Genomic DNA, 23,926 nt, shown 5'->3' on the forward strand with positions numbered 1-23,926 from the left:
CTAGTGCGTCGGGCCGAGAAAGGCCAGCCAGCGGCGTTCGGCCAGGCGAAACAGTCCAACCAGAGCGAAGGTGACGGTCAGGTAGATCAGCGCGGCGATACCGAAGGATTGGAAGGTCAGGAAGGTCGCCGAATTGGCGTCACGCGCGACCTTGAGAATGTCCGGGATGGTGGCGGTGAACGCCACCGTGGTCGAGTGCAACATGAGGATCACTTCGTTGCTGTAGTAGGGCAACGAACGGCGCAGGGCGGACGGCATGATCACGTAGGCATACAGCTTCCAACCGCTGAGGCCGTAGGCTTTGGCCGCCTCGACCTCGCCGTGGTTCATGCTGCGGATGGCCCCGGCGAAGATTTCCGTGGTGTACGCGCAGGTGTTCAGCGCGAATGCCAGCACCGTGCAGTTCATCGCGTCGCGGAAGAAGTCGTTGAGCAGAGGCTGCCCACGCACCGCCTCCAGGCTGTAGATGCCGGTGTAGCAGATCAGCAGCTGGATATAGAGCGGGGTGCCGCGGAACAGGTACGTGTAGAACTGCACTGGCCAGCGTACCCAGCGCCGATTCGAGACCCGTGCGATCGACAGCGGCACCGAGAACACGAAGCCGATCACCAGGGCGGCAGTGAGCAGCCACAGGGTCATCGCCAGGCCGGTGATGTTCTGCCCGTCGGAGTAGAGGAACGGTCGCCAGTATTCTTGAAGAAGCTCGATCATCGCAGGGCCTCCCGGGTGCCCGCGCTGTAGCGTCGTTCAAGCCAGCGCAGGGCGATGTTGGAGGCACTGGTGATCAACAGGTAGATGAGCGCGGCCAACACCAGGAAGTAGAACAACTGATAAGTGCTCTTGCCCGCGTCCTGGGCGGCCTTGACCAGATCGGCCAGGCCGATGATCGACACCAGCGCCGTGGCCTTGAGCATGACCATCCAGTTATTGCCGATACCGGGCAGGGCGTAGCGCATCATCTGCGGAAACACGACATAGCGAAAGCGCTGCGAGCGCTTGAGGCCATAGGCCGTGGCCGCTTCGAGTTGCCCGCGCGGTACTGCCAGCATGGCACCGCGAAAGGTCTCGGTGAAATAGGCGCCGTAGATGAAACCCAGGGTGATGACCCCAGCGGCGAAAGGATCGATTTCGATGTAGTCCCATTCCAACGCTTCGGTAATACCGGTCAGCCAGGTTTGCAGGCTGTAGAAAATCAGCAGCATCAGCACCAGGTCGGGTACGCCGCGAATCAGGGTGGTGTAGAGCTGCGCAGGCACGCGCAGCGCCGCGGCGCCGGACAGCTTGGCGCTGGCGCCGAGCAGGCCCAGCACCACGCTGACCAGCAGCGAGAGCAGGGAAAGCTTGATGGTCATCCAGGTGCCCTCGAGCAGCAACGGGCCGAAGCCCTTCAAGCTGAACGCAGACAACCCGAGGTACTGCAAAAGGTCATCGAACATGAATCTGGCCTTTGCCGATCAAAAAAACGCCCATCCCCGAGCAGGAATGGGCGCTGTCATCGCGGGGGTTTATTTACCGCTGTACAGGTTCAGCTCACCGAAGTGTTTCTTCTGGATTTCGCTGTAGGTGCCATCATCATGTAACGCTTTGATACCTTTATCGATGAACGCCTTGAGTTCCTTGTTACCTTTGGCGATACCCACGGCCGTCTTGGCCGGCAACAGCTCGCTGTCGATAGCCTCGCTGACTTCATAGCCAGCACCCTGTGGCGACTTCAGGAAGCCCAGCTCGGCCTGCAGCATGTCTTGGATGGATGCGTCGAGACGACCCGAGATCAAGTCGGCGTACACTTGGTCCTGATTCTGATAGGCCTGGGTTTTCACCCTAGCCTTGTCGAGCACGGCCTTGGCGTAGGCTTCCTGGATGGTGCCTTGCTCGTAGCCGACGGTCTTGCCCTTGAGCGACGCCAGGTCGGTGCTCAGGCCTGCACCTTTCTTGAACACCAACGAAGTCGGGCCCGAGAACAATTCGTTGGAGAAGTCGATGACTTTCTCCCGCGCCGGGGTGACGGTCATCGAGGAAATCACGCCATCGAATTTCTTCGCCTTGAGCCCCGGAATCATGCCGTCGAAATCGCTTTCGACCCACTTGCAGGTCACTTTCAGTTCCTTGCAGATGGCATTGCCCAGATCGATGTCGAAACCCACCAGGCTACCGTCGGCGGCCTTGGATTCGAACGGTGCGTAGGAAGGATCGACCCCGAAGCGCAACTCCTTGTATTCCTTGGCCATTGCGCTGCCGGCCGAAAACGCCAGGGCCAGAGCAGAAAGGGTCAGCAATGCTTTTTTCATCGTGCAGTCCTTAAAACCAGTTGAATGCGTTGGTGAGGGCGATGTGCGTTACCGGCAAGTGCCAGACATCATTTTGATAGCAATTTCCGCACCATAGTCCCAGTGCAGACCGCTCTGAGCAAGGTTGTGTCGCGTGGCAGCAAGTTTTGCCATGGCCCGAGTCAGGCTGGATGTCCGCGCTGCGCGTCATTGGTACAGCAATGCCCAGAAATAATCCACGGCAAAAAAATGCACCTCGACGGTGCATTCAGAAGGGTCAGGCCAACAGGTCCTGCAGGGTCGCCAGACTGTCCGCTTCTGCCACCGGTTTATCGTGGCGCCAGCGCAACATGCGTGGGAAGCGCACCGCAATACCGCTTTTGTGGCGCTTGGACAAGGCAATGCCCTCGAAGCCCAATTCGAAGACCAGCGTCGGGGTCACGCTGCGCACCGGGCCGAACTTCTCCACGGTGGTCTTGCGAACGATCGCGTCGACCTTGCGCATTTCTTCATCGGTCAATCCGGAATAGGCCTTGGCGAACGGCACCAGCGTTCGCTCGGACGCTTCCGGTGGGCCATCCCACACGGCGAACGTGTAATCGCTGTACAGGCTTGCCCGGCGCCCGTGGCCGGCCTGGGCATAGATCAATACCGCGTCGACGCTGAACGGGTCGACCTTCCATTTCCACCAGGTGCCCATGTCCTTGGTGCGGCCGACGCCATACAGCGAATCGCGGGCCTTGAGCATCATGCCTTCCACACCCAGCGCGCGCGACGCTTCGCGCTGTCGGCCGAGGTCTTGCCAATCGTCGCCGGTCAATACCGGCGAGGGGCGCAGCACGGGGTCGGCGGCCTGCGCGATGACCTGTTCCATCCGCGTGCGACGTTCGTGCTGCGGGCGGTTGCGCCAGTCTTCCCCTGCCCATTCGAGCAGATCGTAGGCGAGCACCACCACCGGAATCTCTTCAAGGATTTTCTTGCTCAAGGTTTTACGGCCGATGCGCTGCTGCAGCAGGGCGAACGGCTGCACGGCGGGTGCATCGGCCGACGCACTCGATGACTCGTCCAGGCTGAAATGTTCAGGTGCCACATCGGTTGCTGGCGGGGTTTTCCAGACCACGATCTCACCGTCGATGACCGTACCGTCAGGCAGGCTCGCGGTCAGTGAGTGCAGCTCCGGGAAGCGATCCGATACCAGTTCCTCGCCGCGCGACCAGATCCACAAGCGCCCCTCGCGCTTGACCAGCTGGGCGCGAATCCCATCCCACTTCCATTCCACCTGCCAGTCGCTGCTGGGGCCCAGCAAGGTGTCGAACTGATCGACCGGTTGCTGCAGGGAGTGGGCGAGGAAAAACGGGTAGGGCTGGCCACCCCGTTGGGCATGTTCGTCCGCCGATTCCTGGGCGATGAGCTTGAGGTAACTTTCGGCGACCGGACGGTGCGACAGATCGGTGTAGCCCACCAGGCGCTGGGCGACGCGCTTGCTGTCGATACCGGCCATCTGCGCCAGCGCGCGGGTGACCAACAGCTTCGACACACCGACGCGAAAGCTGCCGGTGATCAGCTTCAGGCACAGCATCAAGCTGGCCCGATCCAGCTGCGCCCACAGCGGCGGCAAGCGCGCGTGGAGCTCCTCGGGCGGCAGCCCGCGCAGGGGCAACAGGGCGTTTTCCAGCCACCAGGCCAGGCCTTCGTCGCTGCTTTGCTCAGCTTCGGGCAGCAACAGCGAGAAGGTCTCGGCCAGGTCACCTACGGCTTGATAGCTTTCTTCGAACAGCCACTCGGGCACGTTCGCCAGTTTGATCGCCAGCTCGCGCAGGATCTTGGTCGGCACCAGCTGCCGTGGACGGCCACCGGAAAGGAAGTACACCGCCCAGGCAGCATCGGCCGGTTGCGCCTGACGGAAGTAATCTTCCAGAAACTGGCGCTTGGCATTGGTCGAGGTGGTTTCGTCGAGATTGGCATACAACTGCGCGAAAGCTTTCAAGACGCGACCTCCTGAGGTTCCTCTTCATTGCCGTACTCAGTGGTGAACCCCTGTGCGTCCAGGCCGATGTCGCGCAGATAGCGCACCAGCACCTCTACCGAGCCGTGGGTGACCATGACCCGCTCGGCTCCGGTCTGCTCGATGGCCCACAGCAGGCCTGGCCAGTCGGCGTGGTCGGACAGCACGAAGCCTCGATCCACACCACGGCGGCGGCGGGTGCCGCGCAGACGCATCCAGCCACTGGCGAAGGCGTCGCTGTACTCACCAAAGCGGCGCATCCAGATACTGCCCCCGGCCGAGGGCGGGGCGATGATCAACGCGTTGCGCAGTGCCGGGTCGGTTTTCTTGAAGTCCCCGGCGTATTGGGTTTCCGGAATATAGACACCGGCATCGCGGTAGACGCGGTTCAGCGGTTCGACCGAGCCGTGGGCTAGAATCGGTCCGATGCTGGCGTCGATGCCGTGCAGCAAGCGCTGGGCCTTACCGAAGGCGTAGGCGAACAACACGCTGGCCTTGCCTTGCTCGGCGTTGGCTCGCCACCACTGGTTCACTTCCTCGAAGATCTCCGCTTGCGGCTGCCAGCGATAGATCGGCAGGCCGAAGGTCGATTCGGTGATGAAGGTGTGGCAGCGCACCGGCTCGAAGGGCGCGCACGTACCGTCTGGCTCGACCTTGTAGTCGCCCGAGGCTACCCACACCTCACCTTTGTATTCCAGGCGGACCTGGGCCGAGCCCAGGACGTGTCCGGCAGGATGGAAACTCAGGGTCACACCGTTGTGCTGCAGGACTTCGCCGTACTCGAGCAATTGCAGATTTATCTCCTGGCCCAGGCGAGTGCGCAGGATGCCTTCGCCGGGTGCTGCGGCCAGGTAGTGTTGGTTGCCCGTGTGCGCGTGGTCGCCGTGACCATGGGTGATCACCGCGCGCTCGACGGGCTTCCATGGATCGATATAGAAATCCCCGGCGGTGCAATACAGACCTTCGGGACGAGCGACGACAAGATCCATGGCAGGTCGGCCAGGTAATGGGTGTGTTGTTTTGAGGGGGTGGGGCAGGGGAAAGTTCGAAGGCATACGCCTTGACGAGCGCTGCGCGTGGCCCGTGACGCAGGCATGAAAAAGCCCCTGCGATGAGGGGCTTGTTTCAGAATCTGGCTCCACGACCTGGACTCGAACCAGGGACCCAATGATTAACAGTCATTTGCTCTACCAACTGAGCTATCGCGGAATCTGCTGCGTATGTTACTGATTGCTAAGGGGAAGTCAAGCTTTCCCCTTAGCAAGGTTGTTACAGCACCTTGACGATGGCCTTGACCACGCCGTCGATATTGCTTTGGTTCAAGGCGGCCACGCAGATGCGCCCGGTATCCAGCGCGTAGATGCCGAACTCGCTGCGCAGGCGACCGACCTGCTCGGCGCTCAGCCCGGAATACGAAAACATCCCCGCCTGGCGAGCGACGAAGGTGAAGTCACGGTTGGCGCCCTGGGCAGCCAGGCCCTCGACCATTTGCAGGCGCATGCCGCGAATGCGCTGGCGCATCTCGCCCAGCTCGGCTTCCCACATGGCTCGCAGTTCGGGGCTGTTGAGCACGTTGGCGACGATCATCGCGCCATGGGTCGGCGGGTTGGAGTAGTTGGTACGAATGACCCGCTTGATCTGCGACAGCACGCGCGCGCGCTCGTCGCTCGACTGGGTGACGATCGACAGCGCACCCACCCGCTCCCCATACAGCGAGAACGACTTGGAAAACGAACTGGAAACGAAGAAGCTCAAGCCCGACTCGGCGAACAGGCGCACGGCCGCCGCGTCTTCCTCGATGCCGTCGCCAAAGCCCTGATAAGCCATGTCGAGGAACGGCACGTGGCCCTTGCGCTTGACCACATCCAACACGTTGACCCAGTCCGCCGCGTTGAGGTCGACCCCGGTGGGGTTGTGGCAGCATGCGTGCAGCACAACGATGGAGCCTGCGGGCAGGGCGTCGAGGTCTTCGAGCATGCCTGAACGGTTCACGTCGTTGCTGGTCGCATCATAGTAACGGTAGTTGCGGACGCCGAAGCCTGCAGCTTCGAACAGCGCACGGTGGTTTTCCCAGCTGGGATCACTGATCGCGACGACCGCATCGGGCGACAGTTGCTTGAGGAAGTCGGCGCCGATCTTCAACGCACCGGTGCCACCGACGGCTTGGGTGGTCACGACGCGGCCTGCTGTCAGCAGGGGCGACTGGGCACCGAATATCAAGGTCTGTACGGCCTTGTCGTAGGCAGCGATGCCATCAATGGGCAGATAGCCACGGGCCGCGTGCTGTGCAACGCGCTGCGCTTCGGCTTCGATCACCGCGCGCAGCAGGGGAATTCGCCCCTCTTCGTTGCAGTACACGCCCACACCCAAGTTCACCTTGTCGGTGCGGGTGTCGGCGTTGAATGCTTCGTTGAGGCCCAGGATAGGATCGCGGGGTGCCAATTCGACAGCGGAAAACAGGCTCATTTTTACCGTAGCTCTGATCGGGAGTAAGGAAGGGTGCACGCTTCATCCATGCTGCGCGAAGCGGTGCACGAGTGGGATGTCAGTATAAAGACGCTTGGCTGACGGGGCGACAGGTTGCACCTGGTTTTACCTGTTTTTGCCGATTTATTTTCGACCATTGGTCCCGCGTTTACCGGAGGTCTTGGGCCTTGCCCTTGAAACTCGTAGGAACAGGCGCAAACTAGGGTTAAGTACTGTCTATAAATACAGTCGGAAAATGTCCGGCTGGTGCGACTCATGAGGTGTGGCATGTCCGAGTTCCAACTCGTTACCCGTTTCGAGCCTGCTGGCGATCAGCCGGAAGCCATTCGCCTGATGGTGGAGGGTATCGAGGCAGGGCTGGCGCACCAGACATTGCTGGGGGTAACCGGATCGGGCAAGACGTTCAGCATTGCCAACGTGATTGCCCAGGTTCAGCGTCCGACACTGGTGCTGGCGCCCAACAAGACCCTGGCAGCTCAGCTGTACGGCGAGTTCAAGGCGTTTTTCCCGAACAACGCCGTCGAGTATTTCGTCTCCTATTACGACTACTATCAGCCCGAAGCCTACGTGCCGTCGTCGGACACCTTCATCGAGAAGGATTCCTCGATCAACGATCACATCGAGCAGATGCGCCTGTCCGCCACCAAGGCACTGCTCGAGCGCAAGGACGCCATCATCGTCACCACGGTATCGTGCATCTACGGCCTGGGCAGCCCTGAAACCTATCTGAAAATGGTCCTGCACGTGGACCGCGGCGACAAGCTCGACCAGCGCGCGCTGCTGCGCCGTCTGGCCGACCTGCAATACACCCGCAACGAAATGGACTTCGCCCGCGCTACGTTCCGTGTGCGCGGCGACGTGATCGACGTGTTCCCGGCCGAATCCGATCTTGAAGCCATCCGTATCGAGCTGTTCGATGACGAGGTCGAGAACATCGCCGCGTTCGACCCGCTGACCGGCGAGGTCACGCGCAAACTGCCGCGCTTCACCTTCTACCCCAAGAGCCACTACGTTACTCCGCGCGAGACCCTGCTCGGCGCCGTGGAAGGCATCAAGGAAGAGCTCAAGGAGCGCCTGGACTACTTTCGCGACAAGAACAAGCTGGTTGAAGCCCAGCGGCTGGAGCAACGGACCCGCTTCGATCTCGAAATGATCCTCGAGCTGGGCTATTGCAACGGCATCGAAAACTATTCGCGCTACCTCTCCGGCCGCCCTTCGGGCGCCGCTCCGCCCACCTTGTACGATTATCTGCCAGCCGACGCCCTGCTGGTGATCGACGAGTCCCATGTCAGCGTTCCGCAGGTCGGGGCGATGTACAAGGGCGACCGCTCGCGCAAGGAAACCCTGGTCGAGTACGGCTTTCGCCTGCCATCGGCGCTGGATAACCGGCCGATGCGTTTCGACGAGTGGGAAGGGGTGAGCCCGCAGACCATTTTCGTCTCTGCTACCCCCGGCAACTACGAGGCCGAGCACGCGGGGCGCATCATCGAACAGGTGGTGCGCCCGACCGGCCTGGTCGATCCGCAGGTGGAAGTGCGGCCGGCGCTGACCCAGGTGGATGACTTGTTGTCCGAGATCCGCAAGCGCGTCGCAACCGACGATCGCATTCTGGTTACCGTGCTGACCAAGCGCATGGCCGAAGACCTTACCGATTACCTGGCCGACCATGACGTGCGCGTGCGCTACCTGCACTCGGACATCGACACCGTGGAGCGGGTGGAGATCATTCGCGACCTGCGCCTGGGCGCGTTCGACGTGATCGTGGGGATCAACCTGCTGCGCGAAGGCCTGGACATGCCCGAGGTCTCGCTGGTGGCGATTCTGGATGCCGACAAGGAAGGTTTCCTGCGCTCCGACCGCTCGCTGATCCAGACCATTGGCCGTGCCGCGCGAAATCTCAATGGGCGTGCCATTTTGTATGCCGATCGCATGACCGGTTCGATGGAGCGTGCCATCGGCGAAACCGAGCGCCGTCGCGAGAAGCAGATCGCCTTCAACGAGGCCAATGGCATCGTGCCCAAGGGCGTGATCAAAGATGTCGCCGACATCATGGAAGGCGCCACCGTGCCCGGCTCGCGCAGCAAGAAGCGCAAGGGCATGGCCAAGGCTGCCGAGGAGAACGCACGCTACGAGAACGAGCTGCGCTCGCCGAGCGAGATCACCAAGCGCATCAAGCAGCTGGAAGAGAAGATGTACCAGCTGGCGCGGGACCTGGAGTTCGAAGCGGCAGCACAGATGCGCGACGAAATCGGCAAGCTGCGCGAGCGCCTGCTCAAGGTCTGACACCGCGTCGCCCCCTTCGCGGGTAGAACTCGCTCCCACAGAAAAGCGTCACCCAGCCCGCCCCCATGTGGGAGCGGGGCGGGCGGCCTAGCCCTCTGCCCGCGAAGGCCGCACTGCGTTCCTAGCCAAGCACCCATGCCCGTCGCCACACGATTCTGGAGCCTTGCCCCCAAGCCCTGCTAACATCGGCGTTTCGATTCAACCTGCTCGAGACTCTTCATGACCGTTCGTACGCGTATCGCCCCATCGCCCACCGGCGACCCCCATGTCGGCACGGCCTACATCGCCCTGTTCAACTATTGCTTTGCCAAACAGCATGGCGGCGAATTCATCCTGCGCATCGAAGACACCGACCAGTTGCGCTCCACCCGCGAGTCCGAGCAGCAGATCTTCGACGCCCTGCGCTGGCTGGGCATCGAGTGGAGCGAAGGCCCGGACGTAGGCGGCCCTCACGGCCCTTACCGGCAAAGCGAGCGGGGCGACATCTACAAGCAGTACGCCCAGCAACTGGTCGACATGGGTCACGCGTTCCCCTGCTTCTGCACGGCCGAAGAACTCGACCAGATGCGCGCCGAACAAACCGCCCGGGGCGAAACCCCGCGCTACGACGGTCGTGCCCTGTTGCTATCGGCCGAGGAAGTCCAGCGTCGCCTGGCAGCAGGCGAGCCCCACGTCATCCGCATGAAGGTCCCTACCGAGGGCGTCTGCGTGGTCCCGGACATGCTGCGCGGCGATGTCGAAATCCCGTGGGACCGCATGGACATGCAGGTCCTGATGAAAACCGACGGTCTGCCCACCTACTTCCTGGCCAACGTGGTCGATGACCACCTGATGGGCATCACCCACGTGCTGCGCGGTGAAGAATGGCTGCCCTCGGCGCCCAAACTGATGAAGCTCTACGAATACTTCGGCTGGGAGCAACCGGCACTGTGCTACATGCCGCTGCTGCGCAATCCTGACAAGAGCAAGCTGTCCAAGCGCAAGAATCCGACCTCGGTCACGTTCTACGAGCGCATGGGTTTCATGCCTGAAGCCATGCTCAACTACCTGGGCCGCATGGGCTGGTCGATGCCCGACGAGCGCGAAAAGTTCTCCCTGGCTGAAATGGTCGAGCACTTCGATCTTTCCCGTGTATCCCTGGGCGGTCCGATCTTCGATATCGAGAAGCTCTCGTGGCTCAACGGCCAGTGGTTGCGCGAGCTGCCGGTGGAACAGTTCGCCGCACGGGTACAACAGTGGGCTTTCAACCCTGACTACATGATGAAGATCGCTCCCCACGTGCAGGGCAGGGTGGAAACCTTCAGTCAGATCGTTCCGCTGGGTGGCTTCTTCTTCGCCGGCGGGCTGCAGCTGGACGCGCGCCTGTTCGAAAGCAAGAAACTCTCTGCGGACCAGGTGCGGCAGCTGATGCAGTTGATCCTGTGGAAGCTGGAAAGCCTGCGCCAGTGGGACAAGGAACGCATCACCGCGACCATCCAGGCCGTGGTCGAGTCGCTTGGTTTGAAACTGCGCGACGCCATGCCGCTGATGTTCGCCGCAATCACCGGGCAAGCCAGCTCGGTGTCGGTTCTGGATGCCATGGAAATCCTCGGCCCGGACCTGACCCGTTTCCGCTTGCGCCAGGCCCTCGACCTGCTCGGCGGCGTCTCCAAGAAAGAAAACAAGGAGTGGGAGAAGCTCCTGGCTGCAATCGCCTGACCGCAGCTATTCGCCACCCCAAATGACGCAGCTCGCACCGCTGCTACAAACGCCCCCTGTAGCAGCGGCGCAAGCCGCGTCGCTCCTCGCCCAAACCCAGCAAAACCGGTAAGTCCCTGTAATCGCGATAAAAAACTTCAAAATAATTCTGAAAATAAGTTTGACACCCTGGCGAGGTCGTCTTAATATGCGCCCCGTCCACACAGCAACACACTGTTTGGGGCTATAGCTCAGCTGGGAGAGCGCTTGCATGGCATGCAAGAGGTCAACGGTTCGATCCCGTTTAGCTCCACCAAATTCCAGGTTCGATGTCACGTGCTGACGACGAGCCGATCAGTTCCAGACTGATCTTGGTAGAAGGTATGTCCCCTTCGTCTAGTGGCCTAGGACACCGCCCTTTCACGGCGGTAACAGGGGTTCGAGTCCCCTAGGGGACGCCAGTTGTACAGAAATGCCGAGTGAAGTCGGCATTCCGCCGCAGGGCGATAAATTCGGGGCTATAGCTCAGCTGGGAGAGCGCTTGCATGGCATGCAAGAGGTCAACGGTTCGATCCCGTTTAGCTCCACCAATTTGCCGGAGTCCGCAACAGCGGGCTTGACTGAAGGTTTTGCGTCCCCTTCGTCTAGTGGCCTAGGACACCGCCCTTTCACGGCGGTAACAGGGGTTCGAGTCCCCTAGGGGACGCCACGATTACCCGCTCTGCGGGACTTATAAGGCTCATTCGATTATTGAATGAGCCTTTTGTTTTTCTGCCCTCGCAATAATCGCCCATTCCTGAATCGCCACCGCCCAATTCTTCAGGAGCGCCCATGAACTGGGATCGGCCCACCCCCTTCGTTATCCAGCTCCAGGTCCAGTCCGACGACATCGACGGCCTCGGGCATGCCAACAACGCAGTCTACGTGACCTGGCTCGAGCGCTGTGCCTGGCAGCACTCGCAGCACCTGGGTCTGGATCTGGCAACCTACCGCCAGTTGGATCGCGCCATGGCCGTGGTGCGCCATGAGATCGACTACCTGGCCAGTGCCCACGAAGGCGATGAGCTGCACCTGGGTACCTGGATCCTCGACTGGGACCGCCGCCTGAAAATGACACGCCAATTCCAGCTGCTGCGTCCGCGCGATGGTGCGGTGCTGCTGCGGGCCCGCACTACCTTCGTGTGCATCGAGCTGTCCAGCGGCAAGCCCAAACGCATGCCGCCGCAGTTTCTGGAAGGGTACGGCTCGGCGATAGCCATCGAGCCCTAGAGCCATCAATTCTTGGCACCATCGGGTAGCAGCGCTGCCGTCGATGTGCAGGCTTTCTGCTAGAATCCGCTCCCTTTCACGCCTCTGCCCGAGAACTACCCCATGCAATTAGCTTTGGCGCCCATGGAAGGGTTGGTCGACGATATCCTGCGCGACGTCCTCACCCAGGTCGGCGGCATCGACTGGTGCGTCACTGAGTTCATCCGCGTCAACGAGCGCGTGCTCACCGCCGCCTACTATCACAAGTTCGGCCCCGAGCTGCTTACCGGTGCGAAGACCCGTGCCGGGGTGCCGCTGCGCGTGCAACTGCTTGGCTCCGACCCCTCGGCCCTCGCCGACAACGCTGCGTTCGCCTGCACCCTCGGCGCGCCCGTGATCGATCTGAATTTCGGCTGCCCGGCCAAGACGGTGAACAAGTCCCGTGGCGGCGCGGTGCTGCTCAAGGAGCCCGAGTTGCTCCACCGCATCCTGCGCGAAGTGCGCGCCACCGTCCCTGCGCACATTCCCGTGACGGCCAAGATGCGCCTGGGTTTCGATACCCCGGACAGCGCCATCGAATGCGCCACGGCCTTGGCCGAGGGCGGGGCGGATGTGCTGGTGGTGCACGCGCGGACCAAGGTCGATGGCTACAAGCCGCCTGCGCACTGGGAGTGGGTCGCCAAGGTGCAGGACGTGGTGAAGGTGCCGGTCTATGCCAACGGCGACATCTGGACCGTGGCCGACTGGCGGCGCTGCCGCGAGGTCAGTGGCGCGCAAGACTTCATGCTCGGTCGTGGCCTGGTGTCCAGGCCCGACCTGGCTCGGCAGATCGTCGCGGCCCGGCAAGGCATCGAGCTGCCTGACATGACCTGGTCCGAGCTGCTGCCATTGATCCGCGAATTCTGGCGCCAGGCCCGTGCGCAACTGACACCACGCCAGGCACCGGGCCGACTCAAGCAGTGGCTGGCCATGCTGACCCGCACCTACCCCGAAGCGACCGAGCTGTTCACCCTCGTGCGTCGCGAGCAGGATTGTGACGCCGTGGAACGGCTGCTGCAGCCGGGCTAGCGGGCCGCCTTACCGCACGAAAAAATGGCTGCGCCGTTACAATTTTTTCGTGCGAACTCTTGAAAGCCCTTGGGTGGTCCCTATCTATGGGTTACGCGATGCCGAATTCGGGTCGCGGAGACAACCACTCGCTGAAATTCAGGAGAAACACATGGCTACTGCATTTTCCCTTGCTCCGCTGTTCCGCCACTCCGTGGGCTTTGATCGGTTCAATGACCTGTTCGAGTCTGCCGCACGCAACGAGTCGGCCAGCAGCTACCCACCCTACAATGTCGAAAAGCATGCCGATGATCAGTACCGGATCGTCATCGCTGCCGCAGGCTTCCAGGAAGAAGACCTGGAGCTGCAGGTCGAGAAGGGCGTACTGACCGTCAGTGGTGGCAAGCGCGACGCCGATACCAGTGCAGTGACCTACCTGCACCAGGGCATCGCCCAGCGCGCGTTCAAGCTATCGTTCCGCCTGGCCGACCATATCGAGGTCAAGGCCGCAGCGTTGAACAACGGGCTGCTCAATATCGACCTGCTGCGTGTCGTGCCTGAAGAGGCCAAGGCCAAGCGGATTCCCATCAATGGATCCGCGCAGACTCGTCTGCAGTAACGCTTGAAGCCGTAGAAGAAAGGGCGCCTGGTGGGGCGCCCTTTTTTATTGGCTGAAATTTCTCCGGGTTGTCAGGCCTGTCGGCGCGTGTCGGCCAGCACCGGCACACTGCCTGCTGCAGGAAACAACACCAGATGGTCGGCGGCGACCTGAATACCAACTTCGGCCCCTGGCTGATAGTCCAGGTGACTGGGGAATACGGCTTCAAGTTGGCTGCCGGTCGGTAGCTGCAGGCGATACAGGGTAGCGGCGCCCTGGAAGCTCTTGCCGACGATGCGTGCCTTGAGCAAGCTGTCGGGCGCGTGCACGATGTCGTCGGGACGCAGCAGCAGATCGACGGCGCTACCGGCAGGCCATGTATAGGCGCGGTTGCCACGCAGAACACCCAGCTCGGTACCCACCGTCTCCGGATCCAGCAGTTGACCACGTATGAAATAGCCCTGGCCGATGAAGCTGGCCACGAACGGCGTAGCGGGTTCATGGTACAGGTTGTACGGCGTATCCCACTGCTCCAGCCGACCCTCCTTGAATACGCCCACATGATCGCTGACGGCGAAGGCTTCTTCCTGATCATGGGTGACCAGGATCGCGCTGGTACCGCGGCGCTTGAGAATGTCCCGCACTTCGTGACTCAAGCGACGGCGCAGCTCGACGTCAAGGTTGGAGAAGGGTTCGTCCAGCAACAGCAGCTGCGGCTCCGGCGCCAGTGCTCGGGCCAGCGCGACACGCTGTTGCTGGCCACCCGACAATTCATGGGGATAGCGCGCATCCAGGCCACCCAGGTTGACCAGTTCGAGCATGTCGCCGATGACCTGTGCCTGACGCGGGTGCTTGCGAATGCCGAAGGCGATGTTCTGGGCCACGGTCAGGTGGGGAAACAGCGCGTAGTCCTGAAAGACCATGCCGATCCGACGTTTCTCCGGGGCCAGGGTGTGCCCGGCCTTGGAAATGATTTCGCCATCGAGCGTGATCTCGCCTTCATGAACCGGCTCGAAACCGGCGATGGCGCGCAGGGTCGTGGTCTTGCCGCATCCGGAGGAACCAAGCAGGCAACCGATATCGCCGGCATTAAGGTGCAGATTGAGGTTCTGCACCACGCGTTGGGCGCCATAGCCGCAGGCCAGGTTGCGCAGTTCGAGCAGCAGTGCGGTGCTCATTCAGGGCGATACCCTGGAGCGACCAGAAATTCCAGCAACGCTTTCTGCGCATGCAGGCGGTTCTCGGCCTGGTCCCAGGCCACGGCGCGAGGGTCGTCGAGTACGTCGTGGCTGATTTCCTCGCCGCGATGTGCAGGCAGGCAATGCATGAACAACGCGTCGTCGGCGGCAAGGTCGAGCAGCTCGCGGTTGACCTGATAGGGCTTGAAAAGCTTCAGGCGGCGGGCGGTTTCTTCTTCCTGGCCCATGGAGGTCCAGACGTCGGTGCTGACCAGATGCGCGCCACGTACGGCTTCGCGCGGATCGCGGACCACGCTGACGCGGTCCGGCGCCATGGCGAGGAAACGAGGGTCGGGCTCGAAGCCCTCCGGGCAGGCAATGCGCAGTTGGAAGTCGAACTGGATGGCCGCTTCTATATAGCTGTGGCACATGTTGTTGCCATCGCCGATCCAGGCCACTGTCTTGCCTTGAATGGCACCACGGTGTTCCAGGAACGTCTGCATGTCGGCAAGCAACTGGCACGGATGCAGGTCATCGGACAGGCCGTTGATCACCGGTACCCGCGAATTGGCGGCGAACTCGGTCAGTGTCTGGTGGGCGTAGGTGCGGATCATCACCGCATCGAGCATGCGCGACATGACGATGGCACAGTCGCCGATGGACTCGCCACGGCCCAGCTGTGTATCGCGCGGGGACAGGAAAATCGCCTGGCCGCCGAGCTGGATCATGCCGGCTTCGAAGGACAGGCGGGTACGCGTCGACGATTTCTCGAAGATCATGCCCAGTACGCGGTTCTTCAAGGGTTCGAAAAGCACGCTGCGCTGGCGCAGGTCCTTGAGCTCGATGCCTCGACGAATGATGCTGATTAGCTCTTCGGGCGTGCAATCCATAAGGGAGAGAAAGTGCCTTGCGCTCATCATTGACTACCTTTTGCCACGGACCGCAGGTACTCGAAAACAGGTTTTTCGGAAAAACGAGTGAGACCTGCGGCGAAAGCCGCACGGGGCGACGAAATAAGGGAAGGCGCCATCCTATAAGGAACTGTCGCCTTTTACCAACAGCCACTGCAGTTTTGAACGGGGCCAACAAGTTTCACAGGGTTTCGATAGCTGGATGTTTCGCCCGACCATCTGACGTTTCCTAAACATCGGGCGTGGGTTATAAATGCGTCTTGGGAAACACACGGAGTTTGCGGAATGGAATCGAAAGAACAACAACTGCTGGAGCTGCTCGGCCTGACCGCGCGCACCCTGACCCACCTGACGGCATCCATGACCTCGATGTCGTTCGAACTGCTGCGCAGTTCCGACGAGGTCACACGCTCGGCCGGCAAGCACATGATCGATCGCATGGCGACCATCAGCACCGGCCTGGACGACCACTGGCGCCTCATCGGCGAACTGACCGGTGTGCATGTCGCCCAGGAAGAAGTCGAAACTGTCCTGGAAATCCAGCTGCAGGCACTGCCACCTTCGCTGCCGCTGAACTAGTTCGGCACACCTGGCAACGCCTTCGCTCTGAGCAACGGTCAGCGCAAGAGCCCGAGCGTAGCGCTCGGCTTTCCGTTACAATGCCTCACCGTGCCGACGACTGAGTCGGATATACAAGCCGAGCGAGGTGCTCCATGGATATTATCGAAACGATCAAAGAGCAGATTGCCAACAACACAATCCTGCTTTACATGAAAGGCTCGCCGAATGCGCCCCAGTGCGGTTTCTCGGCCAAGGCTTCGCAGGCAATCATGGCCTGTGGCGAAAAGTTCGCCTACGTCGACATCCTGCAGAACCCGGAAATCCGTGCAAACCTGCCCAAGTACGCCAACTGGCCGACTTTCCCGCAGCTGTGGGTGGCCGGTGAGCTGGTAGGCGGTAGCGACATCGTGGCCGAAATGGCCGCCAACGGTGAATTGCAGACGCTGGTCAAGGACGCTTCGGCCAAGGCCGCACAGCCCAAAGCCGACGCGTGATCCGCTTGCTGGCTGGCCTGGGTGCCAGCCAGCCATGAAAAAGCCCCGCCTGTTCACACAGCGCGGGGCTTTTTCATGGTGTCGCGTCAGGGTTGGGAAGACTCAGCTTTCTTCGCCCATGCTCGACTGCAGGTAATTCTCGATCCCGACCTTGTCGATCAGGCTCAGTTGAGTCTCCAGCCAGTCGATCTGTTCTTCCTTGCCTTCAAGGATGTCTTCGAGCATTTCGCGGCTGCCGAAGTCGCCAGCGGTTTCGCAATGAGCGATGGCGCCTTTCAGATCGCCCAGGCCCTTGTATTCGATCTTGAGATCGCAGGCCAGCATTTCACCGGCGTGTTCACCGATCAGAATCTTGCCCAGTTCCTGCAGGTTGGGAATGCCCTCGAGGAACAGCACGCGCTTGATCAGCTTGTCGGCGTATTTCATTGCGTCGATCGACGCCTTGTATTCGTGCTTGCCCAGCTTGTTCAGGCCCCAGTCTTCGTACATGCGGGCATGCAGGAAGTACTGGTTGATGGCGACCAGCTCGTTTCCGAGGATCCTGTTGAGATGCTGGATGACGCTGATATCGCCTTTCATGATCAGAGAGCCTGCGCGGGTATAGGAGTAATGGCGTGAAGTTTGGCCTCAGGAACTAAGCATGTCAAACCTAAGTTATTGAATACTATATGAAAATTAATCGGAATAAGAATGACTGAGTTCCGCGTTTGTTGCTAAGTCGTTGTATTCCAGACATAAAAAAACCGGGCGGGGCCCGGTTTCTTCAAAGACGGTGGTTTCACGCGGGTGTAAATTCTGCTGGGTAGGGCAGTGCAGAGGCTTGAGCGGTCTGGATTTGAGTCAGGGTATCGCGTACCACTTCCTTGGCTAGGCAGGCACATTTACCGCACTGCGTGGCCACGCCGAGGGTTTCACGCACGTCACGAAAGCTGCAGCAGCCTTCGTAGATCGCATCGCGAATCTGACCATCGGTGACACCCTGGCAAAGACAGACATACATACGTAAGAACCGCCGCTGTGTTGGTTTCAATGCGGACGATCCTAATGTTAATGAGAATGCTTGTCAAAGCAACTCGCGACTACGTTTGGCACAAGCGATGAACGGTTGCAGCAGGGGCCGTCGATCGTTCTCGACGTTCCCTGCTGCACCGGTTCAATCGTTGAAATCCTGCCAGCCGCCCATCTGCTTCCAGCGATTGACGATGCCGCAGAACAGCTCGGCGGTCTTCTCCGTGTCGTAGCGAGCCGAGTGAGCCTCGCGCCCGTCGAAATCGATATCGGCGGCCTGGCACGCCTTGGCCAGGACGGTCTGGCCGTAGGCAAGCCCTGCCAGGGTAGCGGTGTCGAAGCTGGAAAAGGGATGGAACGGGTTGCGTTTCATTTCGGTACGCGCAACCGCGGCATTGAGAAAGCCGAGGTCGAAACTGCTGTTGTGGCCCACCAGGATCGCGCGCTTGCAACCGTTGGCCTTCAGCGCCTTGCGGATGCCGCGGAAGATGTCGGTCAGCGCTGTCTCTTCGCTGACGGCCATGCGCAGGGGGTGGTCCAGCTTGATGCCGGTGAACTCCAGCGCAGCGGCCTCGACGTTGGCCCCCTCGAACGGCTCGACGCGGAAGAAGTAGGTATGGTCGGCAAAGACGAAGCCTTTCTCGTCCATGCCGATGGTCGTTGCGGCGATTTCCAGCAGGGCGTCGGTGGCGCAGTTGAAGCCGCCCGTCTCCACGTCCACGACTACCGGCAGGTAGCCGCGAAAACGTGCGGCCATGGGATGGCGCGAGCCAGTGCCCGAACCGCCCGTGTCTTCGTCGTCGTAGTTGTCTTCACTCACGCATCTTTCTCCAGCAGGCGCCAGCGCAGTTTTTCACCGGCGCGCAGCGGGATGACTACCTGCTCACCGAATGGCAGGCTGGTTGGGGCGGTCCACTCGTCGCGGACCAGGGTAATGGTGTCGGTGTTGCGCGGCAGGCCGTAGAAGTCCGGGCCATGCAGGCTGGCGAAGCCTTCCAGCTTGTCCAGCGCATCACGCTGCTCGAACGCCTCGGCGTACAGCTCGATACCGGCGAAGGCGCTGTAGCAGCCGGCGCAGCCACAGGCCGCCTCCTTGGCATGCTGCGCGTGGGGCGCCGAATCGGTGCCCAGGAAGAACTTGGTGCTGCCGCTGGTGGCGGCGTCGAGCAAGGCAACCTGGTGCGTATTGCGCTTGAGAATCGGCAGGCAATAGAAGTGCGGGCGGATGCCGCCCACCAGCATGTGGTTGCGGTTGTACAGCAGGTGCTGCGGGGTGATGGTCGCCGCGACATTGGCCGGCGCGGCCTTGACGAATTCGGCGGCCTCGGCCGTGGTGATGTGCTCGAACACCACCTTGAGCGCGGGAAAGCGCTCTACCAGCCGGCGCATGTGCTCGTCGATGAAGATCTTTTCGCGGTCGAACACGTCGACATCACCACGGGTGACCTCGCCGTGGATCAGCAGCGGCATGCCGGCATCGCTGAGGGCTTCGAGCGCCTCGGTGATGTTGTCCAGGCTGGTCACCCCGGAATCGGAATTGGTAGTGGCGCCGGCCGGGTACATCTTGGCCGCCTTGACGAAGCCGCTGGCCTTGGCGGCGCGGATGTCGGCAGCGCTGGTGCGATCGGTCAGGTACAAGGTCATCAGCGGTTCGAAGGCGCTGCCTGCAGGGCGTGCGGCAAGGATGCGCTGGCGATAGGCATCGGCTTCGGCGGCGGTGCGCACCGGCGGTACCAGGTTGGGCATGACGATGGCGCGGGCGAAGATTCGCGATACATCGGCCACGGTATGCGGCAGCACGGCACCATCACGAAGATGAATGTGCCAGTCGTCGGGACGCAGAAGGGTCAGGCGGTCGGACATTGGGGATTCCAGGCGGTTCGAACTCGCCGCGAATGCTACCGGAAAACGCCGTGCACGGCATCCGCTATCAAGTTTTGCAGGCCATGTCCGATACCTTGGAAGTACCCTGTTCGAACCCGTGGAGCCTGTCGTGCGCCAGCGTTATATTGCCCTGCTCAGTGTGTTTGCCAGCCTTCCGGCCCTGGCGATGAATTTCCAGACCCGTCTGGAGAACGTCGAGTGGAAGGTCGCGGGTGACCAGTTCGAATGCCGCCTGGGCCAGCCGGTGACCAATTTCGGTTCGGCCGAATTCGTCCGCCGTGCCGGCGAGCAGGCCGTGTTTCGCCTGACTTCCGCCAGCCGCCTGCTGGGCACGGGTTCTGCCACGCTGATTGCGGCTGCGGCACCGTGGCAACCCGGTCGCGGCGACATCAATCTGGGCAGCGTACGCCTGGGCCATGGCGAAGCCCTGCTCACCAGCTCGCAAAGCCAGGCCAGCGGCTTGATCAATGGCCTGCTCGAGGGTCGCATGACCCTGGTACGCAGCCAGTCCGGAGGCGGCCAGCCGGTGGAGATCCGCTTGCTCTCGGCGCGTTTCGGCCAGGCTTTCGGCGAGTACCAGGCCTGTGCAGCAAAGTTGCTGCCGATGAACTACGACCAGATCCGCCTGAGCGAAGTAGGCTTTCCCCGCAACCTCGAGCTCGATGGGGCGGCCAAGGCGCGCCTGGACAAGCTGCTGGCTTTCATGAAGGCCGATCCGAGCGTCAATCACGTTCAGCTCGACGGGCACTCGGACAACAGCGGCAACCGCCTGGTCAATCGCGATCTGTCCAGGCGTCGGGCCATGGCCGTGCAGGAATACCTGCTGGCCCATGGCTTGAGCGACAGCCAGATCACCTTGCGCTTCCATGGCGAAAGCTACCCGCTGGTGACCAACAACACAGCTGCCAATCGGGCGCGCAACCGCCGTGTGAGCATTGAGTTGAGCCGAGCCGAAGCGGCCCCGAACGTCACGCCAGCTACCGATTCGCCCGCCGTTCTGGCCACGGAAAAACCCCCTGCCAAGCCTTTGTGATTGTCGCTTGTTCAACCAAAGCTGTCGCGCCCCTGTAAATTCGCGGCCTTGGGCGGTAGAATCGACGGCTTTCCGTAGAACCCGTGGAGTGATGGCATGGCGGACGTAAACAAGGTCGTTCTGGCGTATTCCGGCGGCCTGGACACTTCGGTGATCCTCAAGTGGCTGCAGGATACTTATAACTGTGAAGTGGTGACCTTCACTGCCGACCTGGGTCAGGGCGAAGAGGTCGAACCGGCCCGCGCCAAGGCACAGGCCATGGGCGTGAAAGAAATCTACATCGACGATCTGCGCGAAGAATTCGTGCGTGACTTCGTGTTCCCGATGTTTCGCGCCAACACCGTTTACGAAGGCGAGTACCTGTTGGGTACGTCCATCGCTCGTCCGCTGATCGCCAAGCGCCTGATCGAAATCGCCAATGAAACCGGTGCTGATGCCATTTCCCACGGCGCCACCGGCAAGGGCAACGACCAGGTGCGCTTCGAACTGGGCGCCTATGCACTCAAGCCCGGCGTCAAGGTCATCGCACCATGGCGTGAATGGGATCTGCTCTCCCGTGAAAAGCTGATGGACTACGCCGAAAAGCACAACATTCCGATCGAGCGCCACGGCAAGAAGAAATCGCCGTACTCGATGGACGCCAACCTGCTGCACATTTCCTACGAGGGCGGTGTGCTGGAAGACACCTGGACCGAGCACGAAGAAGATATGTGGCGTTGGACCGTCTCGCCGGAGCACGCCCCGGACACCCCACAGTACCTGGAGCTGACCTTCCGCAATGGTGACATCGTCGCGCTGGATGGCGTCGACATGACCCCCGCGACCGTGCTGGCGACGCTGAATCGCATCGGCGGCGAGCACGGCATCGGCCGCCTGGATATCGTCGAGAACCGCTACGTGGGGATGAAGTCCCGTGGTTGCTACGAAACTCCGGGCGGCACCATCATGCTGCGCGCCCACCGTGCGATCGAATCCATCACCCTGGATCGCGAAGTGGCCCACCTCAAGGACGAGCTGATGCCCAAGTACGCCAGCTTGATCTACACCGGCTACTGGTGGAGTCCTGAACGTCTGATGCTGCAACAGATGATCGACGCCTCCCAGGTCAACGTGAACGGTGTGGTTCGACTCAAGCTGTACAAGGGCAATGTGATCGTTACCGGTCGCAAGTCCGATGACTCGCTGTTCGACGCCAACATTGCGACCTTCGAGGAAGACGGCGGCGCCTATAACCAGGCCGATGCCGCAGGCTTCATCAAGCTCAACGCGCTGCGCATGCGCATTGCCGCAAACAAGGGCCGCACGCTGTTCTGATACAGCGCAGGCGTGTCTGCAACCCCGGTTTCGACCGGGGTTTTTTTATTGATCAGCTCAGCAGTACCGTCCACTTCAAACGACCTGGCTGCAGCGCCGCCACTTGGCAATGCAGCCCGGTCAGGCGCGTGACCAGTGCACTGGGCAAGGGTGGCGGTGCAGCCTGGCCCACCAGCACGATCAATAACGGTCGGACGTGCTTGCGCGTTTCCAGAATATCAGCCAGCCGTTCCAGATGGGCTGCCACGCGGGTGCGCGTGGGCAACGTGCTGGTGTCGATGATATGCAGATCATTGTGCGCCAGGCGTACCCGGTTATCGGCTCGGTATTTATAAGCGTCCACTTCGTTGTCGAGACTTTCAAGAAAATACGCTGAACTCTCGAAGTCCGAGGGCGAGTAAAGTGCACGTCGATTGAAGTTGAGCGTTGCAAAGAAAAGAATGGCCAGGAAAGTTGGAAAGCCTACCAGAAACCATATATAGATGGTCTGGCTGGTGTCGTCCAGAAACGGCAGGCTCGCCAAGGCCGATGCCTCGACCATGGCCGTGAACAGCGCGATGACGCCCAGCGGATTGGGACGGGTGATCTTCTTGTTAGCCACGTGTGCCTCGCAGGGCCGTGTCCGGCCGGTAGTTGCTGGGCCAACGATAGTAGTAGGGTCGCCGGGCCGCGCAGGATGCATAGTTATCTGCCTGCCGCTGTCGTGGTGCCCACGGGCATGCGCCGCTGCACGCGGTCGCCAAGGCTCTGGCCCGGTGTTTTCCAGCTGAAGTTGTGTAGATCGATTGCCGGTATTTATCCTGCAACAGCTTGGCCGGTTCGAGGTGCACGGCTCAATTGAAGCGGCTGGTCAATTATGCAATGCTCCTGCTCCTTGGTTTTATAAGCAGAGCTCGATGCCGCCAAACACTGTACAGAAATTTTCACCGGCTTAATATGTAGGAATATTCGTCGGGTGTTGTAGGAAGTGTCTTAGTTATTGCCTGCCCAGATTCTCTATCGTCCAAGGCGGCAGTTGTCTGGGGTAATGTGCGGGCTCTAGAATTCGAACAGCGAAAATTGGATCTTCCCATGAATAAAGTGCTGATCGTGGACGACCATCCGGTCATCCGCCTCGCCGTGCGGTTGCTGATGGAGCGCCACGGCTACGAGGTAGTGGCCGAGACCGACAACGGCGTCGACGCGTTGCAACTGGCCCGTGACCACGCCCCGGACATCGTCATTCTCGATATCGGTATTCCCAAGCTCGACGGGCTGGAAGTCATCGGTCGGCTCACGGTCAGCGAGCCTCAGCTCAAGGTGCTGGTGCTGACTTCGCAGGCACCGGGGCATTTCTCCATGCGTTGCATGCAGGCAGGTGCGGCGGGCTACGTGTGCAAACAGCAGGACCTCACCGAACTGCTCAGTGCGATCAAGGCCGTATTGTCCGGCTACAGCTATTTCCCCAATCAGGCGTTGCACTCGGTGCGAGCGAGCCTGGGCAATGCCTCGGAAGCCGATATGGTGGATCGCCTGTCCGGGCGAGAAATGATGGTGTTGCAGCAATTGGCCAAGGGCAAGTCGAACAAGCAGATCGCCGACGGCATGTTCCTCAGCAACAAGACCGTGAGTACCTACAAGACGCGCCTGCTGCAGAAACTCAATGCTCGCTCGCTCGTCGACCTGATCGAGTTGGCTCAGCGCAATGGGTTGGCCTGATCTGCAGGCAAGCCATGTGGCCTATATATCGAAATCGTAGTCAGCCAACTGCCGTTGCAGACGTTTTTCCTCGAGCAGGTTATCGATCGTACGGCGCTTGCTCAGATTGCTCTTGACGGGCTCGACGACGGGCTCGGCTTCTTCACTTTCTACGGTGGTGAAGTCGTCTTCCGTTTCCAGCACTTCGTTATCGGTACTCATGATGTCAGCTCCAGGCATGTGCTGCCAATGGC

At 61.0% G+C, this 23,926-nt stretch carries 24 protein-coding genes and 5 tRNA genes; 14 read left to right on the forward strand and 15 right to left on the reverse strand.

Features of this window, described 5'->3' with window-relative positions; genetic code table 11:
- The 7 genes from IFU31_RS18500 to IFU31_RS18530 all read right to left on the reverse strand — a co-directional run bounded on the left by IFU31_RS18500 (position 1) and on the right by IFU31_RS18530 (position 6,738).
- Positions 1-711, reverse strand: coding sequence for an ABC transporter permease (locus tag IFU31_RS18500; RefSeq protein ID WP_122479262.1), 711 nt, complete (start codon positions 709-711; stop codon positions 1-3).
- Positions 708-1,436 (reverse strand): ABC transporter permease, encoded by a 729-nt coding sequence (locus IFU31_RS18505; RefSeq protein ID WP_192053784.1) that lies wholly within the window; start codon positions 1,434-1,436, stop codon positions 708-710. The genes IFU31_RS18500 and IFU31_RS18505 overlap by 4 nt, the downstream gene beginning before the upstream one ends.
- A 69-nt stretch (positions 1,437-1,505) precedes the next feature.
- Positions 1,506-2,288 carry a transporter substrate-binding domain-containing protein gene (locus tag IFU31_RS18510; RefSeq protein WP_192104089.1) on the reverse strand — a complete coding sequence of 261 codons (783 nt, stop codon included), beginning with the start codon at positions 2,286-2,288 and terminating at the stop codon, positions 1,506-1,508.
- Between the two features lie 256 nt (positions 2,289-2,544).
- The gene (locus IFU31_RS18515; RefSeq protein WP_122479259.1) at positions 2,545-4,254 is read right to left on the reverse strand and encodes an ATP-dependent DNA ligase; all 1,710 of its coding nucleotides are present in this window, start codon (positions 4,252-4,254) and stop codon (positions 2,545-2,547) included.
- Positions 4,251-5,261 (reverse strand): ligase-associated DNA damage response exonuclease, encoded by a 1,011-nt coding sequence (locus IFU31_RS18520; RefSeq protein ID WP_192104091.1) that lies wholly within the window; start codon positions 5,259-5,261, stop codon positions 4,251-4,253. The genes IFU31_RS18515 and IFU31_RS18520 overlap by 4 nt, the downstream gene beginning before the upstream one ends.
- A gap of 144 nt (positions 5,262-5,405) precedes the next feature.
- A tRNA-Asn gene (locus tag IFU31_RS18525) sits at positions 5,406-5,481 on the reverse strand.
- 60 nt (positions 5,482-5,541) lie between these two features.
- Positions 5,542-6,738, reverse strand: a complete 1,197-nt coding sequence (locus IFU31_RS18530) for an amino acid aminotransferase (protein WP_192104093.1) — start codon at positions 6,736-6,738, stop codon at positions 5,542-5,544.
- A 288-nt stretch (positions 6,739-7,026) separates the two neighbouring features.
- Here IFU31_RS18530 and uvrB point away from each other — a divergent pair, with 288 nt between their 5' ends.
- The 9 genes from uvrB to IFU31_RS18575 all read left to right on the forward strand — a co-directional run bounded on the left by uvrB (position 7,027) and on the right by IFU31_RS18575 (position 13,633).
- Positions 7,027-9,042 carry an excinuclease ABC subunit UvrB gene (gene uvrB / locus IFU31_RS18535; RefSeq protein ID WP_122479256.1) on the forward strand — a complete coding sequence of 672 codons (2,016 nt, stop codon included), beginning with the start codon at positions 7,027-7,029 and terminating at the stop codon, positions 9,040-9,042.
- 219 nt (positions 9,043-9,261) lie between these two features.
- Positions 9,262-10,740 carry a glutamate--tRNA ligase gene (gene gltX, locus IFU31_RS18540; protein WP_122479255.1) on the forward strand — a complete coding sequence of 493 codons (1,479 nt, stop codon included), beginning with the start codon at positions 9,262-9,264 and terminating at the stop codon, positions 10,738-10,740.
- A 219-nt stretch (positions 10,741-10,959) separates the two neighbouring features.
- Positions 10,960-11,035: transfer RNA gene (locus IFU31_RS18545), tRNA-Ala, on the forward strand.
- Between the two features lie 69 nt (positions 11,036-11,104).
- Positions 11,105-11,180: transfer RNA gene (locus IFU31_RS18550), tRNA-Glu, on the forward strand.
- 53 nt (positions 11,181-11,233) lie between these two features.
- Positions 11,234-11,309, forward strand: a tRNA-Ala gene (locus IFU31_RS18555).
- 43 nt (positions 11,310-11,352) lie between these two features.
- Positions 11,353-11,428, forward strand: a tRNA-Glu gene (locus IFU31_RS18560).
- Positions 11,429-11,550: 122 nt separating this feature from the next.
- Complete coding sequence (locus tag IFU31_RS18565) at positions 11,551-11,988, forward strand: acyl-CoA thioesterase (protein ID WP_122479254.1); 438 nt, start codon at positions 11,551-11,553, stop codon at positions 11,986-11,988.
- A 102-nt stretch (positions 11,989-12,090) separates the two neighbouring features.
- Complete coding sequence (locus IFU31_RS18570; protein ID WP_122479253.1) at positions 12,091-13,035, forward strand: tRNA dihydrouridine synthase; 945 nt, start codon at positions 12,091-12,093, stop codon at positions 13,033-13,035.
- A 151-nt stretch (positions 13,036-13,186) separates the two neighbouring features.
- The gene (locus IFU31_RS18575; protein ID WP_122713242.1) at positions 13,187-13,633 is read left to right on the forward strand and encodes an Hsp20 family protein; all 447 of its coding nucleotides are present in this window, start codon (positions 13,187-13,189) and stop codon (positions 13,631-13,633) included.
- A gap of 71 nt (positions 13,634-13,704) precedes the next feature.
- Here IFU31_RS18575 and IFU31_RS18580 read toward each other — a convergent pair whose 3' ends face one another.
- Both IFU31_RS18580 and argF read right to left on the reverse strand, forming a co-directional pair.
- The gene (locus tag IFU31_RS18580; RefSeq protein WP_192104095.1) at positions 13,705-14,790 is read right to left on the reverse strand and encodes an ABC transporter ATP-binding protein; all 1,086 of its coding nucleotides are present in this window, start codon (positions 14,788-14,790) and stop codon (positions 13,705-13,707) included.
- Positions 14,787-15,707 (reverse strand): ornithine carbamoyltransferase, encoded by a 921-nt coding sequence (gene argF, locus IFU31_RS18585; RefSeq protein WP_122479250.1) that lies wholly within the window; start codon positions 15,705-15,707, stop codon positions 14,787-14,789. The genes IFU31_RS18580 and argF overlap by 4 nt, the downstream gene beginning before the upstream one ends.
- 279 nt (positions 15,708-15,986) lie before the next feature.
- Here argF and IFU31_RS18590 point away from each other — a divergent pair, with 279 nt between their 5' ends.
- Entirely contained in the window at positions 15,987-16,280 is a 294-nt protein-coding gene (locus IFU31_RS18590; RefSeq protein ID WP_122479249.1) for a hypothetical protein, read from the forward strand.
- A gap of 134 nt (positions 16,281-16,414) precedes the next feature.
- On the forward strand, positions 16,415-16,756 hold the full coding sequence (grxD, locus tag IFU31_RS18595; RefSeq protein ID WP_043187303.1) for a Grx4 family monothiol glutaredoxin: 342 nt from the start codon (positions 16,415-16,417) through the stop codon (positions 16,754-16,756).
- A gap of 102 nt (positions 16,757-16,858) precedes the next feature.
- Here the strand turns inward: grxD and bfr are convergent, their stop codons facing one another.
- The 4 genes from bfr to pyrC all read right to left on the reverse strand — a co-directional run bounded on the left by bfr (position 16,859) and on the right by pyrC (position 19,627).
- On the reverse strand, positions 16,859-17,335 hold the full coding sequence (bfr, locus tag IFU31_RS18600; protein ID WP_122713240.1) for a bacterioferritin: 477 nt from the start codon (positions 17,333-17,335) through the stop codon (positions 16,859-16,861).
- 199 nt (positions 17,336-17,534) lie between these two features.
- On the reverse strand, positions 17,535-17,756 hold the full coding sequence (locus IFU31_RS18605; protein WP_122479247.1) for a bacterioferritin-associated ferredoxin: 222 nt from the start codon (positions 17,754-17,756) through the stop codon (positions 17,535-17,537).
- 153 nt (positions 17,757-17,909) lie between these two features.
- The gene (rnt, locus tag IFU31_RS18610) at positions 17,910-18,584 is read right to left on the reverse strand and encodes a ribonuclease T (protein WP_122479246.1); all 675 of its coding nucleotides are present in this window, start codon (positions 18,582-18,584) and stop codon (positions 17,910-17,912) included.
- Positions 18,581-19,627: a dihydroorotase gene (pyrC, locus tag IFU31_RS18615; RefSeq protein WP_122479245.1), complete on the reverse strand. Its 1,047-nt coding sequence runs from the start codon at positions 19,625-19,627 to the stop codon at positions 18,581-18,583. The genes rnt and pyrC overlap by 4 nt, the downstream gene beginning before the upstream one ends.
- Positions 19,628-19,757: 130 nt before the next feature.
- On the opposite strand from pyrC, the gene IFU31_RS18620 reads away from it, so the two are divergent.
- Positions 19,758-20,681: a flagellar protein MotY gene (locus IFU31_RS18620; protein WP_122479244.1), complete on the forward strand. Its 924-nt coding sequence runs from the start codon at positions 19,758-19,760 to the stop codon at positions 20,679-20,681.
- Between the two features lie 96 nt (positions 20,682-20,777).
- On the forward strand, positions 20,778-21,995 hold the full coding sequence (locus tag IFU31_RS18625) for an argininosuccinate synthase (RefSeq protein ID WP_192104097.1): 1,218 nt from the start codon (positions 20,778-20,780) through the stop codon (positions 21,993-21,995).
- A 52-nt stretch (positions 21,996-22,047) separates the two neighbouring features.
- On the opposite strand, the gene IFU31_RS18630 is transcribed toward IFU31_RS18625, so the two are convergent.
- The gene (locus IFU31_RS18630; protein WP_122479242.1) at positions 22,048-22,596 is read right to left on the reverse strand and encodes a hypothetical protein; all 549 of its coding nucleotides are present in this window, start codon (positions 22,594-22,596) and stop codon (positions 22,048-22,050) included.
- 470 nt (positions 22,597-23,066) lie between these two features.
- On the opposite strand from IFU31_RS18630, the gene IFU31_RS18635 reads away from it, so the two are divergent.
- Positions 23,067-23,693 (forward strand): response regulator transcription factor, encoded by a 627-nt coding sequence (locus tag IFU31_RS18635; RefSeq protein ID WP_122479241.1) that lies wholly within the window; start codon positions 23,067-23,069, stop codon positions 23,691-23,693.
- A 21-nt stretch (positions 23,694-23,714) separates the two neighbouring features.
- On the opposite strand, the gene IFU31_RS18640 is transcribed toward IFU31_RS18635, so the two are convergent.
- Complete coding sequence (locus tag IFU31_RS18640; protein WP_192053803.1) at positions 23,715-23,894, reverse strand: PA3496 family putative envelope integrity protein; 180 nt, start codon at positions 23,892-23,894, stop codon at positions 23,715-23,717.
- Positions 23,895-23,926 lie beyond the last annotated feature (32 nt).

It is taken from the genome of Pseudomonas sp. CFBP 13602, from assembly GCF_014842725.1.
Taxonomy (GTDB): Bacteria; Pseudomonadota; Gammaproteobacteria; order Pseudomonadales; family Pseudomonadaceae; genus Aquipseudomonas; species Aquipseudomonas baltica.

Coding starts and splice junctions, on each gene's coding strand:
- IFU31_RS18500 (WP_122479262.1), bottom strand. CDS start 711: ATGATCGAGCTTCTTCAAGAATACTGGCGACCGTTCCTCTACTCCGAC.
- IFU31_RS18505 (WP_192053784.1), bottom strand. CDS start 1,436: ATGTTCGATGACCTTTTGCAGTACCTCGGGTTGTCTGCGTTCAGCTTG.
- IFU31_RS18510 (WP_192104089.1), bottom strand. CDS start 2,288: ATGAAAAAAGCATTGCTGACCCTTTCTGCTCTGGCCCTGGCGTTTTCG.
- IFU31_RS18520 (WP_192104091.1), bottom strand. CDS start 5,261: ATGGATCTTGTCGTCGCTCGTCCCGAAGGTCTGTATTGCACCGCCGGG.
- IFU31_RS18530 (WP_192104093.1), bottom strand. CDS start 6,738: ATGAGCCTGTTTTCCGCTGTCGAATTGGCACCCCGCGATCCTATCCTG.
- uvrB (WP_122479256.1), top strand. CDS start 7,027: ATGTCCGAGTTCCAACTCGTTACCCGTTTCGAGCCTGCTGGCGATCAG.
- gltX (WP_122479255.1), top strand. CDS start 9,262: ATGACCGTTCGTACGCGTATCGCCCCATCGCCCACCGGCGACCCCCAT.
- IFU31_RS18565 (WP_122479254.1), top strand. CDS start 11,551: ATGAACTGGGATCGGCCCACCCCCTTCGTTATCCAGCTCCAGGTCCAG.
- IFU31_RS18570 (WP_122479253.1), top strand. CDS start 12,091: ATGCAATTAGCTTTGGCGCCCATGGAAGGGTTGGTCGACGATATCCTG.
- IFU31_RS18575 (WP_122713242.1), top strand. CDS start 13,187: ATGGCTACTGCATTTTCCCTTGCTCCGCTGTTCCGCCACTCCGTGGGC.
- IFU31_RS18580 (WP_192104095.1), bottom strand. CDS start 14,790: ATGAGCACCGCACTGCTGCTCGAACTGCGCAACCTGGCCTGCGGCTAT.
- argF (WP_122479250.1), bottom strand. CDS start 15,707: ATGAGCGCAAGGCACTTTCTCTCCCTTATGGATTGCACGCCCGAAGAG.
- IFU31_RS18590 (WP_122479249.1), top strand. CDS start 15,987: ATGGAATCGAAAGAACAACAACTGCTGGAGCTGCTCGGCCTGACCGCG.
- grxD (WP_043187303.1), top strand. CDS start 16,415: ATGGATATTATCGAAACGATCAAAGAGCAGATTGCCAACAACACAATC.
- bfr (WP_122713240.1), bottom strand. CDS start 17,335: ATGAAAGGCGATATCAGCGTCATCCAGCATCTCAACAGGATCCTCGGA.
- IFU31_RS18605 (WP_122479247.1), bottom strand. CDS start 17,756: ATGTATGTCTGTCTTTGCCAGGGTGTCACCGATGGTCAGATTCGCGAT.
- pyrC (WP_122479245.1), bottom strand. CDS start 19,627: ATGTCCGACCGCCTGACCCTTCTGCGTCCCGACGACTGGCACATTCAT.
- IFU31_RS18625 (WP_192104097.1), top strand. CDS start 20,778: ATGGCGGACGTAAACAAGGTCGTTCTGGCGTATTCCGGCGGCCTGGAC.
- IFU31_RS18635 (WP_122479241.1), top strand. CDS start 23,067: ATGAATAAAGTGCTGATCGTGGACGACCATCCGGTCATCCGCCTCGCC.
- IFU31_RS18640 (WP_192053803.1), bottom strand. CDS start 23,894: ATGAGTACCGATAACGAAGTGCTGGAAACGGAAGACGACTTCACCACC.